Raw genomic sequence first — 13,796 nt, 5'->3', positions numbered from 1 at the left:
ACAAAGGCAGTTTTGTAAAAACGGTTGGGTTGGGGGATATGGTGCTGAGCCGATTCCCATACCCACCGGAGCAAGCTGACCCCCACCATCAACTGAAATTTAAACAACAGGACTTTCCTTTTTTTTTTCAATTGAAACAAAGGAATTTTTTTTATCAATTGAAGAAAAAAAGTCCTAGTTTTAAAGCAGGAAAAGTTCTTTGAAAGCACTCAAATGGAGGGCAAAATCAGGGTGAAAGTAGCTTGATGACTATTCTCCCTTCGGTATGAACCTGGCCGGAATAGAGAAAAAAGGAACTCCCGATCACAAATTTCAGTTTCAAGGACAAGAGAAACAAGATGAGTTTGAATTAGGATGGATATCCTTTAAATGGCGTAATCATGATCCTTCTATTGGTAGGTTTTTTAATATTGATCCATTGGTAGAGGAATATGTTTATAATGGACCGTACAATTTTGCAGAAAATAGAGTTATTGATGGCAATGAACTAGAAGGTCTAGAGTGGGTACCTGTAAATGGAGATGGTCAAACTGTTGAAGCAGATGATTATGATAATATAGTTTCTTATCAAATAAGTGGATCGTATTCCTATAATGGTATTCCAGCAAATAGTTCTTCTTCATTAGTTTCTCCAACAGGATTCACACCTGCAGAGGGCTCTATTGCAAAAGGGTTTACTTACCAAAATGGACAAAGAACAACTTATTCTACCAATTCAGAAGGACTTCCTATGATAACCACTGAAAATATTAGTGATATTGATACTTGGGATACAGCAACAGATACAAGAATAGAGACTCTAAATGCCGAGTTTCAAAATACAGCAAAGGAAATTATATTAAGAGCCAATGATAGACACGGTATTCAATTAAGAATAACCCAGGCATTGAGAACTAATGAGGAACAAAATAATCTTTATGCTCAAGGAAGAACACAGACTCAATTAAACAATGTTGGATTAAATCATGTTACAGCGCAGCCTAATGCACAAATAGTTACAAATGCAAGAGGAGGGCAAAGTTTACATAATTATGGTGTAGCTATTGATGTAGTTCCAATAGTTAATGGTACAGCGGATTGGAATTCAACAGAATGGAATAATATAGGTGAAATAGGAGTTAGAGCAGGAGCTTCTTGGGGAGGGAATTGGACAAATTTTGTAGATTTACCACATTTTGATACCGGACAAACTTTAGAAGAATTACAAAATGGAAATTAGAAGTAGTATTATATTTATCATTTTATCAATTATATTATATAATTGTAAGGATAATGTTGGAAAAAACCAGCATAGAGAATCAACAATTATTAATGGAAATCCAAGTGATTCTGTAAGAATAAAAAGTATGGAACTTTTTGGTGAATCTTCAGAAGGAGGAAACATTAATTTTGTTTTAAAAAACAGTGAAGTATTTAAAATCAATGTTGATTTGTTTGGAACTATGGGTAATGTTTCCAAAAATTTTTCTTTTGAAAAAGGAAAATTGGTAAAATATGTTCATGTTATTAGATACTATGATGTGCCTTTTTATGAAAGTAATCATAGAATAATAGATTCATCTATTGTCTCTGTAACCTTATATAACAGAATAGTTGAAGAAATAAATCAGGAAGGAAAACTAATAGATAGCTTAAGTCTAAATAAGATTACTCACCAAATAAATCAGGATGTAGATAAATATTTATTGCTTTTAAATGAAAAAAAGTAGTTAATAGATTTTCCTTTATAGGCAAGTCTTCAGCGATAGCGTTGATTGGTTTTCAAAGTTAATTCGAAGGAGATTTGCAGCATTCTTTTAAAATTCAGAGGGTTAAAAGAGCCAGAAGCGTAAGAGGCAGGTGCAAGAAATAAGGTGTTCATGATCGGTTCGAAGAGCCTTCCTATGGATAGGATTTTTAATTATAAAAAACGAAACAGTTTAAATAAAAAAATGGTTTGTGATACAAAATAATTTCATAAATATCTGCACACACTTCCTCCAAATATGTAATAAAATAATAATAATTAGAGTTTTTTAATTAAAATTCGAGGAGTGGAAAAGTAAAAAAAAACAATAGATAGCATAGATGCATTAAAAAGAGATAAGAGGGATAAAAATAACCAGACCTTAAAAACCTTACATATGTGATAAATTTCAAAAACACAAAACAAATAAAATTATGTATGTAAATATATGTTAATTACATTATTTATGTACTATTATATACAAATTAGGAATAACATTTGCTGCGTTTAGTAATTGAAAACAGTCAATTATAAGTTTTCAATAACTAGCAAAATTATCTTCACATTGTTCATCACCTTTCTCTGAACAAAAAATAAAATTCTTAAAACCTCCTTGGTTTTTAAGAATAACTGTACAAACTAAACTAGCTAATTTATGAAGTTCCAAACCTTCAACCCATCATATTTTACCTATTTCAAAAATATACCAGTTTGTTTGTTAAAATCAGGTTAACGAACCTTACATTATTTATACCCTTGATTAGGATAGGGATAACTAAAATAAGGATTAGTCTTAAGTAGAACTTATTTTCTCTTTTTTTTTAAGATGAAAGTAGGTGTACATGTCCGTTATTCCAAACTTGAATAATTTAAGCTTTTGGAACAGGAAATTATTAAAAATAACCAGTTACAAAATATATTAAAATATGAACAACAAATATCAATACCTGGGTAAATTTAACCGGTGGATATTTAATCTGTGCATCAGTAGTCTAATAGGTATAGGAAGTACTGTAGGACAGGAATTACCAGAGATTATCCCTCCTTCACCAGAGGCAGCAGCATTTGTAAAGTATGCAGATATTCCAGTAAATACATACAACGGATTACCTAATATTTCCATACCTATCTATACCATTCAGGTAAAAGATATCACTGTTCCCATAGACTTAAGCTACCATGCTTCGGGAATAAAGGTAAATGAAGAAGCCAGTTGGGTAGGATTAGGCTGGGCACTAAATGCCGGAGGAGTCATCTCCCGAACCGTTATGGGCAAAGATGATTTTAAAGATAATCTAACTTATTTTAACACAAATATTCCAGAAATACCGGTATATGGGTTAAAGGATGATGGAAAGCCTCAAATCATTCCAGAAGAATATTCACAATTTGGGTGTTCATTAAAATTTTTTAATAGAGCTGCATTACCAAATGAACCCACCATACCAATTATAGATTTTTCTCCTTATATTGAAGCAGGTAACATATCAAATTATGATTTTGAGCCGGACCAATTTTCTTTTAATGTTGGAGGAGCCACAGGAAAATTTATTTTAGGAAGAGATAAAAAAGTATACCTCACTAGCCAGGATAAAGTCACTATCAATCCAATAGGTGATGATGCTTCCAAATGGGAGATTCAAACAGCAGATGGCTTTCTATATGAATTTGATCAGTATGAAGACACTCCAGAGGATGGTTATACTGGTGCACCATTTATTAAAACAGCCTGGTACCTTACAAAGATTACTTCCCCAACTTCAGGAGAATCTGTAACATTTAATTATGTAACCAATAATGCTAATCCCATAATTACCATTGGATCAAGACAAGAAAGGATAAATGATACTGGTAATTGTCAAACTAGTGGTATGCAGGTTTTTTCTAAGGAAAAAAGAGAATATAAGAAGGTTACTTTAGAGAGCATAGATTTTAAAAATGGCCAGGTCCAATTTGTTACTGGTGATAGAGATGATGTTTTTGGAGATAAAAAACTAGAAAAAATTCTTATTTATAAAAAAAATGCATTAGGGAATTTAGAAGAAACTCCAATAAAAGAATTTGATTTTTCCTATGATTATTTTTATGGAAGTGCTCCTAATAGAAATAATTGGCCGGCCTCTTCACTTGAGGATAAGTATTTTTCAAATAGATTAAAGTTAGATAAATTAGTTGAAAAGTCTGGTTCTTTAACAAAAGGTGCTCATGAATTTGAATATTATGAACCTGAAAACCAGGTTGATATACCAGCAAAAAACTCATTTGCAAGAGATTATTGGGGTTATTATAATGGAGAAACAGGAAATAGTCAACTGATTCCTGCTTATACAGATATGCTTCTTCCAGATCGATTCATTGAGGGGACAGTTAATAGTTATCTTGCAAAGTTTCCAGGTGCAAAACGTGAACCTAATCCTCGTGTATCCAATATATTTTCTTTAAAAAAAATAATTTATCCTACAAAAGGAAGCACCAGTTTTGAATATGAAAACCATACCTATGACTGGAAAAAATCTCAGGAGAACAATGGTGCCTTATTAGGTTTTTTACCGAATATTGAAGAAAAAAATGAATTGTTTACATATGATGTTGTTAACCAAAAAGGTGAAATTATAGAGAAGACATTAGATATTTCAAATGGTTATTTTCATGGCTCTAGTGCAATTCGAGTAAAGGTAAAGGGTGGTTTTAGGTTTAGTACTAAATATGAAGATGCAAAAGGAGTAGGTTCCGAAAAAGTTTATTTTGAATTATATAATGAAATAGGAGGAAGAATAAGCCATGTTGATCTTTTTGGAGATGTGAATTGTACCTCAACAGAGCAATATTGTGAGTATGACAATGAGTATTTATTACCTCCTGGAGTATATACCTGGAAAGCTTTTGCAGATGGAGAGGTAACTGGAATACAAGATTTAAGAGCTACATATACTTGGGATGCTATAGAGGGTAAAGAAAATAGTGCAGGAATTGTCGATGAATCCCAATTCAGTATTGCAGGGGGACTTCGTATAAAAAGGATAATTGATCATGATGGTATTACTTCAGATAATGATAAGATTAGGGCATTTGAATATCATTATGAAGAAGATAAAGATGGAAATGGAATTTCAGAGGAATATTCTTTTGGGAAAAGAATGGCAAAACCAATTTATGGTCATTATGAGTATTCGTATAAAATTGATAATAGACCACCACCATCACTTTTTAATAATGGAGGAGGAGGAGGATTATTTGTGGATAATTATGTAATTTGTTCTAATTATATTAGAACTTCTGATAGCAATGTTCCTTTAAATGGAACAGCTGGAGGAAGTATCGTTGGATACGATCAGGTAACGGTAAAGTACCTTAAAGGCGCCAATGATACGAAGGGGTTATATGGAAAAACATCATTCCAATATGAAAATCAACCTGATGAAATATTCAATTACAATTACTACCGACCTCCAGGACTTCCTAATTTATCTTCGAATAGAAATGGATTATTGGTAAAACAAATTGATTTTAATAGTCAGGGAGATATTGTCAAAGAAATCACAAATACGTATAATCAGCCACATAATGCTAATATTTTATATTATTATGCGATAAAACCTTTGGTCACTCCTAAAACACTTTCACCTGGTGCTATTTTAACAAGTCCCTGTGACATAACAAATTTCATTTATCCTGCAATGAAATCTGAATGGGTTCAGTTGCTTTCTACTACAGAAAGGATCTATGATCAGAAAAGTTCAACCGGTTATTTCGAAACTATTACAGAATATAAGTTCGAACCTGATGGACCAAAACACTACCAAAGAATCGCTACTAAAAAATACCTTGATAATGGTGATGTTTTAGAAGAAGAAATGAAATATCCTCTGGATTTAGGAACTACATTCAATGCCGATAAATTAGCGGATAAACATATACATAATGTGCCGGTACAACAATTTACGAGGCAAAATGGAAATGTTACCTTTAAAAAACAAACTACTTTTAAGCAGTTAGGTAATACAACTATTGCTAAACAAATGGATGAGGTATTTCCAAATGGGAAGGATGCTGGAAAAATAATTATAAATTATATTTATGATGAAAATACAAGTAACCTGAAACAGGTACAGCGGGAAGACGGTATGTATATTACTTACTTGTGGGGATATAAAAATCAATATCCAATCGCAAAAATTGAAAATGCCACTGTTGCTCAGGTAGAAGCTGCTTTAGGAGGAAGTATTCCAGATTTTGAATCGGGTGGTCTAAGTGTTTCCCAGGAAGATAATTTGAGGGATAATTTACCGGAATCTATGATTTACACCTTCCAATATGATCCTTTAAAAGGGCTTACTGCTACCAAAGACCCAAATGGAAGGAAAAGTACTTATGTATATGATGAATTAGGTAGGTTAAAGTATATCAAAGATTTTGAAGACAACATCATTCAAAAACAAGAATACCATTATAGACAGTAAAAAAATTCCAATCTTTTATTTAAGCCTGGATTACTTTGATTAAAAGTGATTCAGGTTTTTTTAGATGCTTTTCACAAAAACCAGTAATTGGGATTTCTCGCAATTTCCCCCAAAATTTCCATTTGAATTATGTTAAGTAATATTTTGTCTTAACTAAACAAAATTGAGGTTCTTTTAGGATAAAATAGTATCATTTCAATAAATTGGGAACTATATTTAAACATATAATTTTTAACAGCTAGTTTTTATAAATACCCCCTAATTGACAGCTAGGATGGGTTTTTAGTTAACATAAAGTTATTGGAAATTTTGGGGCTATATGCCGAAAAGCCCATATAGATCATGGCATCATCAGGCGGAGCATAATAAATCCCGCTGCCCACACTGGAAATTAAATACACTGTTGCCATGCCAAGCAGAACACTCATCACATGATATATAGCACTTACTGATTGGCAGATAATGAAGCTCAAACGATTACGCTGCGCATAAGTTTTAGGTTCAAACTCATCTTTTGCTTGCTGAAAGTAGCTTTGGGAATCATTGGTTTGCTTACCAATGATAAATGGGTTCTTTATTGAAAAATAAGCCATTGGTAATCAGGGTTTTGAAAAATATGTAATACAAATTTTAATACTAAATTTGGTATTAAATTTAATATTTTTTTTCATATTAAAAAACATACCAAAATTAATACCATTATGATTTTGCGATTTAACACATTGGCATAAGGATATTTGGGAAATACCGGGAAATTTAGTTATTTTACATCCACCTGTTTTGATACCAAAACAGGTATTAGGCTTTGTATAAAAAATAGTATTAAAAATGGTATATACGATAGGAGGGATTAAAGGCGGCAGCGGTAAAACAACGGTTGCAACCAATCTTACAATATTGCTGGCCTCCAAGGGTAGGGACGTTCTTTTGGTTGATGCGGATGATCAAGAGACGGCCACTGATTTTAACAATTGGCGCCAGGAAACATTAGGCGATACCGGCTATACATTTGTGCAGCTCTATGAAAAGGCTGTAGCAACTGAAGTCAATAAAATGACCAGTAAGTATGATGATATTGTGATTGATACCGGGGGCAGGGATACCAAAAGCCAAAGAGCAGCCATTGGGGTATCTGATATATATCTGGTTCCCTTCGTGTCGCGCTCATTTGACATCTGGACATTGGAGAAGGTTGAAGAGTTGATCAATGAGATGTCAGTGGTCAACACAGAGCTTAAGAGCTATGCCTTCATCAATAAGGCTGATCACCAGGGCACGGATAATCAGGACGTGGCCGGACTTTTAGGAGAGAGTGAAACTATTCAATATGTTGAGGCTCAGCTGGGGAATAGAAAGGCGTTTTCTCATGCGGCCACCTCCGGGCTGTCTGTTTTAGAATATAAGCCCAAAGACCCCAAAGCTATTGATGAGCTTAATACGCTGTTCAAAGCCATTACAGGACGAGTAGAGGCTAGAGTTTAATATAAATTTTAATACCAAATCAGGTATCAAATATAATACGAAAAAATATATCAGATATGGCCATAAGCAAAAGAAAAGCGGCGGGTGAAAAGAAAGAGAGGGATATAGAAAAGCTGGAAAAAATGATCGATAAGGGCGGCTCATCCATCCAGAAAAACCGAGAAAATGATGATGATGAATTAAAGGTGGTCAATGTGCGCATGTGGCAAAGTGTGATTAGAGAGATTGATGAGTTATTGCCCAAGATTCCAAAGAAGGAGCGCCCTAAAAGACATGGCTGGATCATCGAGGCGGTCATGGAAAAGCTTGAGCGTGATAAGAAGCTATACAAGTAGGTGAGGTAATTCTAGCTAATGAGCAAAAAAAAAAGACAATGAACTTGAATTTAAATATCTTGTCTTTTTCCTGACTTCGACACTTCAGAAGGCTTAAATTCATAACTCTCACAATATCAATGGCATATAATTTTTTATAGTGCTTATTTGGGTGTCCCAGCGTGTTTTTTGTAATTTCACCCCATGTTTGTTCGAAAGAAGAAAAACAAAAGTGGGCTTATTAGTGTCCAGGTTATTGACAAGAGTAGTGGTAAATATAGAATGATAAAAACAATCGGTAGTAGTGCTGAACCAGCTACAATTGAAAGTTTAGTGGAACAAGGCAGACTTTGGATAAAAAACCATATTGGTCAGCAAGAAATTGACTTTTCTGATGAAAGAGAGTTAACTGAAAATATATTAGATAACATTGAAAAGGTGACTGTCAAGGGGGTCAGCTTGCTATTAGGAAATATTTTTAACGAAATTGGCTTTAATCTTATAACAGATGAGCTTTTCAAGCAACTTGTTATTGCCCGTTTGTGTTTTCCGGCAAGTAAGCTTAAAACAACAGATTTATTATCCAAATACCAGTTTCTGGAGATAGGAGATAGATGTACAACAAGTTTACCGGTATTTGGACAAGTTACATCATACACAAAAAGCGCTTGTACAGGATATTAGCTATCAACATTCTCTAAAAATACTCGACAACAACATTAGCGTTGTATTCTACGATGTAACAACGCTTTACTTTGAAACTGATCATGAAGATGAGCTCAGGAAAACTGGTTTTTCAAAAGAAGGAAAACATCAAAACCCCCAAATTGTCCTGGGCCTGTTGGTGAGTGTGGAGGGCTACCCTATGGCATACGAGATATTCGAGGGAAATAAGTTTGAAGGTTATACCATGTTGCCTGTCATAGACCTGTTTAAGCAGCGCTACAACTTGACAAAACTTGTTGTGGTGGCCGATTCCGGCCTTCTGAGCAATGAAAACATAAAGCAGCTGTGCGATAAAGGTTATGAATTTATTTTAGGGGCACGCATTAAAAGCGAAGCACAGTCCATCAAAAGAAAAATACTTGACTTTGATTATAGCAATCACAGTGAGTACTTAATTAAAAAAGCAGACGGTTTACGGCTCCTTATTACCTATTCGGAGAAAAGAGCTAAGAAGGATAGACATAATAGAGCTAAAGGGCTGGCCAAACTCAAGAAGAAGATCAAATGGCTATTTCGGAGGGTCCGGTTCTTCCTTACTTTTGGTGAAAAAAGCTAACTGTAGGTTGAATTCACTACTCTTTTTTTGAGTAAATCAAAACCAGCACGACCATACATTTGTCTTTTGATGTTTTTTAATCGGTTTACCTGCCCTTCTACAGGGCCATTGCTCCATTCCATTTTGATACCAGCTTCCACAGCATCAAAGTCCTGGTTTAGTTTAGTTGCGAAGTTTTTTAATTCTACCATACCACTGTTAATGGCCATGATAATCCATTGTTCTAATTTCTCAGGCTTTTTATTGGTAAACATATTCCTAAATTGAATAGATAATTGTCTCGCTTTTTCCAATTTTGGCTCCAATGAGCATAGAACCTTTAAATATGCTTGCTCTTTTTCATTGAGTGAATCCCTGTGAGAAAATAAAAGTGTACTGACTTTACGATTCGTCCAATTGGTTATGGCCGGCTTGGGAAGAGGAATTTTTTGTTGGGGAAATTTCTTTATTACCCTATAAACTGCTGATAGAGAACCAGAAAATCCTTGGTCTTGAATATGTTTCCATAATTGCTTTGCTGAATTATTTCCTTTATCCCATTCTTGTCTTAACTCATATCCCCACCTTTTTTCAGTGGCTGATAAGACCAACTTATGAGGTCTAAAGTAACTCTTTTGTTTTACCCAACTGTTAACCGTATTTCTACTGATAGAAAGCCTTCTGGCAATCCCTCTATTGGATAATCCCTCTGCTTTTAATTGTTGCACCTCCTCAAAGAGTAATGCGTATTTATCTGCAGGTTCATTTTTAACTTGTGTTGAACTACTTTCTGAAAAGTTAACCGAATGGTTTTCTGCTTTTAATTCCTGTTCTTCTATTTCTGATAATAAATAGGCGGCTTGTCTTAATACTGAACCTTGTTTTTCTAATATTTTCTTGAGTACTTCTCTGATATTCTTTAGCAGATGCCAGCGATCCGCCATCTGAATAGCTTTCGGAGCACCCATTTTTGCGGCATCAGCGTAAGCACTGGCACGATCACGGGTAATGATCTTCACTCCTGGGTGGTCTTCAAGCCAGTGTTGTAAGGTTGTGGCTTCACGATCAGGCAAAAGATCAATGACCTGATGCTGCTTTATATCCACCAAAATAGTCCCATATTCTTCTCCCTTTTTCAGAGCCCAGTCATCAACTCCTAATACGGTTGGAGTATCAAAAACAGGTAGAGGTTGTTGCTTCAAAATCCTTAGCATAGTGGAAGGACTTGCCGGAATATGAAAACAAAAGCTTAATCTGGAAGCTGGGTTGCCTCCCAAACAACAAGAAAGTGCTAATAATTGCTTTCGCATACGATTACTTTTTCGAGCATAAACTGCAATTTCGTTTCCCAATCTATCACAAAAAACCTTGCATATACAGGAAGCTTCAGCACAGAAAAATTTTTTGACTGTAATTTCAATCAGGACCCGGTAACCACCACTTGGTAAGTCGTGAACCCTTCTAATATATTGACTATGACATTTGTTAGATACTGCACCACAACAAGGGCAAATACCATAGTGATTAATACGTTTTAATTGAACTTTCAGACAACCATTTCTTATAGCATATTGATTAATAGTAGTATGAGGTATTTCCGGAAGTAGTTCTTTAACAAACATAGGTTCAGTGGTTTAACTGTTTATGATAACTATGTTAAACTAAAACTTTTTTCCTCCTTCACCAAAAGTGAGGAAGAACCGGTTCACTCCGTTTTTACTGGCACTGTTTAATCCGGTTTATCCATTCAAGAACCCGAATTAAAGGGTTCTTAAGATTAGGGTTTGAAAGGGAAACTGAAATAATGATAGGAAAACAACAATTCATTAGGTACAGAATAGAGAATCCCTTGACGAGGAAGCTAAATAATGAATAAAGCACAGCAGGTAATTGAGGCATATTTTAATTTACTCAATATCAGAGTTTTGGATTTTTCCTGATTCTTGACCATCAAAAGCAACAAAGAACCGGACCCTCCGAAATAACCAGTTGGCGAATTCGATTTTATTACTTATGGAAAGTGTGCTATCCAACAATATTAATATTCTATAATAAAATTATTTTACAATCCTTCAAAAAGAAGATGGATAATAATCCATTGGCCTCAGCAATGTTAAATAATTACATTTATTAAAACAGAATGTTTCTTCTATTAGCTGTGATTTTACTAAGCGTAAGGGCAGTAGCCCTTTTTGGTATAATATCCATCTTAAATGGAAGTGTTGGAGGATTGATAAATGAGATGTCCTTATTGATAAGCTCTAAAATTGAATTTTTCTAAGTCAATGCAATACAACCATCATAAAAACAAAAAAAAATTATTGCTATAATCAACTCATCTAAAATAATATTTTTAACTTGATTTTGAANAAAAAAACNTTTTTTTACCAAGTATTACTTTATTNCTAGAATAATTAAAAAGTTACTAATAGACTGTAAGATTCAATAATAAATATGGATTTTTTTAAGGAATTATTTGCTCAAAATTTTATGCCTCACGGGCATTGTTATTACTGGAAACCGGAAATTCTTTGGCTTCATGTCATTTCTGATGGATTGATTTTTTTNGCCTACTTTACCTTACCGATTGCATTAGGTTTTTTTATTAGTAAAAGNAAAGATTTAGCTCAGTTTAAATCAATATTTATACTGTTCAGTGCTTTTATCTTATTNTGTGGATTNACCCATATCATAGAAATTTATGTAGTNTGGCATCCAATGTATCGTTTTTCTGGGATTATTAAAGCAATTACAGCATTAGTTTCTGTGGTAACAGCTGTTGTGGCCTGGCCAATGATTCCTTTAGCCTTAGCCCTTCCTAGTCCANCCATGTTGCAAAAATNTAATAAAGAATTACAACAAGAGGTTGCCGAACGAAAGAAAATAGCCATTCAATTAGAAGAATATCAACTTGAACTTGAAGCCACTATTGAGGAATTAAAAAGTACTCAAGCCAAATTAGTNCAATCAGAAAAAATGATGTCTTTAAGCATTTTAACTGCAGGAATTGCCCATGAAATNAATAATCCGGTAAATTTTATCAATGCAGGTGTGCAAGGTTTAAAAAAACAATTAAAAAAAATATTTATGCTGATTGAAGAATATAAAAAAATAAATAGCGAAAATGTCCAAAGAAAACTTCAGGAAATTGACCAGTATGAAAAGCAAATTCAATTTGAGGATACTTATCAATTATTAAGTAAAGTGTTGAATAATATTGAAATTGGGATAAAGAGAACCAGCAATATTGTAAAAGGNTTAAATGCCTTTGCTCAACAGGATATGAAAACTATCCAAAACTATAAAATCCAGGAAGGAATTGATAATACTTTGGCGTTACTTTCCCATTTAATAAAAAACAGGATACATATCGTAAAAGATTATCACCCAATTTCTACCTTCAGAGTTTCACCAGGCCTGATTAATCAGGTTTGGATGAATATCCTGTTAAATGCGATTCAGGCTATTGACCAGGATAAGGAGGGCATTATTACCATTAAAATTCTCCAAAAGGATAATCAAGTACTTGTATCTATAAAAGACGATGGACCAGGAATACCAAAAGAAGTAAGGGATCAGATATTTGTGCCNTTTTTTACTACAAAGGAGGTGGGAAAAGGAACTGGCCTAGGACTATATATTTCCCAAAATATTATAGANGAAATTGGTGGTACTATTCAGGTAGATAGCATTCCGGGAGAAGGAAGTGAATTTAGGATTACAATACCTGTGGGAGATTAAGGAAATTTTACCTCTNACAAAAAGGCAGCCATCAACCAAACTGTTTTTCCATTTGCATGAACTCGATTAGCCCTGACACTTGCCTAAAAACTGGCATGTGAATTTCAAGAAACAAAAAAAGTGGACATTTGCCCACCCCCTTTTGATATAAATTGCTCAATTATTTTAAATTGCGAAATGATGAACTATTAACGAATTATAAAACCCTTATTGTAATATAAATAAAAAAGGGCCTAGAAACCTTCTAGACCCTTAAGAAAAATAGGTAAAATAAATACAGAAGTGAGTAACATATAGAAACTTATACTTAAGACTAATTCAAAAAAAATAAAAAAGGATTCAGATAGTACCTGGACCCTTTAAATAATTTTGAAAACTTAAAATACAAACGTAATTCATTAGGGTTATTGCAAACAAAAAAAGACTATGTCCAAATAAGGACATAGTCTAAGTCTATTTAACTGATATTTATCGATTCACGCAGTCGATAAAATACTATATACTAAAACAGATCAATAAGAAACTGATTAACATATGGTGGCGCAAATATAGATAATAATATTTCAACCCCTGGATTCAACCAACTGGTTAGTTTTTGATGTATCCAGGTGCCAGGACTTTGACCAAAGCGGGAATTATTAACCTTTTTACTAGGCTGTGACGACAATCTTTTTTGGATATCGTCAGTTTCACGTCTTTTTGGCAGCAAAAAATAACCAGTATTAAGGCATGATTATTTGGAAACACAGTTTTAAATATAGCGAATTCGCCATATTATCTTTCTTTACCACTCATTTCTGAGTTCAAAACAC

Annotated in this window: 10 protein-coding genes and 1 pseudogene; 9 read left to right on the top strand and 2 right to left on the bottom strand. The window is 33.8% G+C overall.

Annotation, left to right across the window (positions count from 1 at the left end):
* Positions 1 to 262 precede the first annotated feature (262 nt).
* The 4 genes and pseudogenes from A3EM_RS48415 to A3EM_RS0135415 form a co-directional block, all read left to right on the top strand.
* A pseudogene (locus A3EM_RS48415) lies at positions 263 to 463 on the top strand (RHS repeat-associated core domain-containing protein); the annotation flags it as partial.
* A 267-nt stretch (positions 464 to 730) separates the two neighbouring features.
* On the top strand, positions 731 to 1,219 hold the full coding sequence (locus A3EM_RS48410) for a M15 family metallopeptidase (RefSeq protein ID WP_281169844.1): 489 nt from the start codon (positions 731 to 733) through the stop codon (positions 1,217 to 1,219).
* Positions 1,209 to 1,709 carry a hypothetical protein gene (locus A3EM_RS0135425; protein WP_020533000.1) on the top strand — a complete coding sequence of 167 codons (501 nt, stop codon included), beginning with the start codon at positions 1,209 to 1,211 and terminating at the stop codon, positions 1,707 to 1,709. Before A3EM_RS48410 ends, A3EM_RS0135425 begins: the two co-directional genes overlap by 11 nt.
* Positions 1,710 to 2,652: 943 nt before the next feature.
* Positions 2,653 to 6,186 carry an RHS repeat domain-containing protein gene (locus A3EM_RS0135415; protein WP_020532998.1) on the top strand — a complete coding sequence of 1,178 codons (3,534 nt, stop codon included), beginning with the start codon at positions 2,653 to 2,655 and terminating at the stop codon, positions 6,184 to 6,186.
* 269 nt (positions 6,187 to 6,455) lie between these two features.
* On the opposite strand, the gene A3EM_RS0135410 is transcribed toward A3EM_RS0135415, so the two are convergent.
* Entirely contained in the window at positions 6,456 to 6,779 is a 324-nt protein-coding gene (locus A3EM_RS0135410; protein WP_020532997.1) for a hypothetical protein, read from the bottom strand.
* A 235-nt stretch (positions 6,780 to 7,014) separates the two neighbouring features.
* Here A3EM_RS0135410 and A3EM_RS0135405 point away from each other — a divergent pair, with 235 nt between their 5' ends.
* The 4 genes from A3EM_RS0135405 (at position 7,015) to A3EM_RS46625 (ending at position 9,264) form a co-directional block, all read left to right on the top strand.
* Positions 7,015 to 7,668, top strand: a complete 654-nt coding sequence (locus tag A3EM_RS0135405; protein WP_020532996.1) for an AAA family ATPase — start codon at positions 7,015 to 7,017, stop codon at positions 7,666 to 7,668.
* 56 nt (positions 7,669 to 7,724) lie between these two features.
* Positions 7,725 to 8,003 carry a hypothetical protein gene (locus A3EM_RS0135400; protein WP_020532995.1) on the top strand — a complete coding sequence of 93 codons (279 nt, stop codon included), beginning with the start codon at positions 7,725 to 7,727 and terminating at the stop codon, positions 8,001 to 8,003.
* Positions 8,004 to 8,186: 183 nt separating this feature from the next.
* Positions 8,187 to 8,666 carry a hypothetical protein gene (locus tag A3EM_RS46630; RefSeq protein WP_052323407.1) on the top strand — a complete coding sequence of 160 codons (480 nt, stop codon included), beginning with the start codon at positions 8,187 to 8,189 and terminating at the stop codon, positions 8,664 to 8,666.
* Entirely contained in the window at positions 8,620 to 9,264 is a 645-nt protein-coding gene (locus tag A3EM_RS46625; protein ID WP_052323406.1) for an IS1634 family transposase, read from the top strand. The genes A3EM_RS46630 and A3EM_RS46625 overlap by 47 nt, the downstream gene beginning before the upstream one ends.
* Here A3EM_RS46625 and A3EM_RS0135390 read toward each other — a convergent pair.
* The gene (locus tag A3EM_RS0135390) at positions 9,261 to 10,865 is read right to left on the bottom strand and encodes an ISL3 family transposase (protein WP_083925368.1); all 1,605 of its coding nucleotides are present in this window, start codon (positions 10,863 to 10,865) and stop codon (positions 9,261 to 9,263) included. The genes A3EM_RS46625 and A3EM_RS0135390 overlap by 4 nt on opposite strands.
* Before the next feature lie 832 nt (positions 10,866 to 11,697).
* Here A3EM_RS0135390 and A3EM_RS0135385 point away from each other — a divergent pair.
* A complete protein-coding gene (locus tag A3EM_RS0135385) occupies positions 11,698 to 12,984 on the top strand; it encodes a sensor histidine kinase (protein ID WP_020532993.1) in 1,287 nt (428 codons plus the stop codon).
* The last annotated feature ends 812 nt before the right edge of the window (positions 12,985 to 13,796 follow it).

Origin of the sequence: Flexithrix dorotheae DSM 6795 (assembly GCF_000379765.1) — a bacterium.
In the GTDB taxonomy this organism is placed as follows: domain Bacteria; phylum Bacteroidota; class Bacteroidia; order Cytophagales; family Flammeovirgaceae; genus Flexithrix; species Flexithrix dorotheae.
The sequence above is the reverse complement of the archived record's forward strand: the minus strand, read 5'-3'. Positions and strand labels throughout refer to the sequence as shown.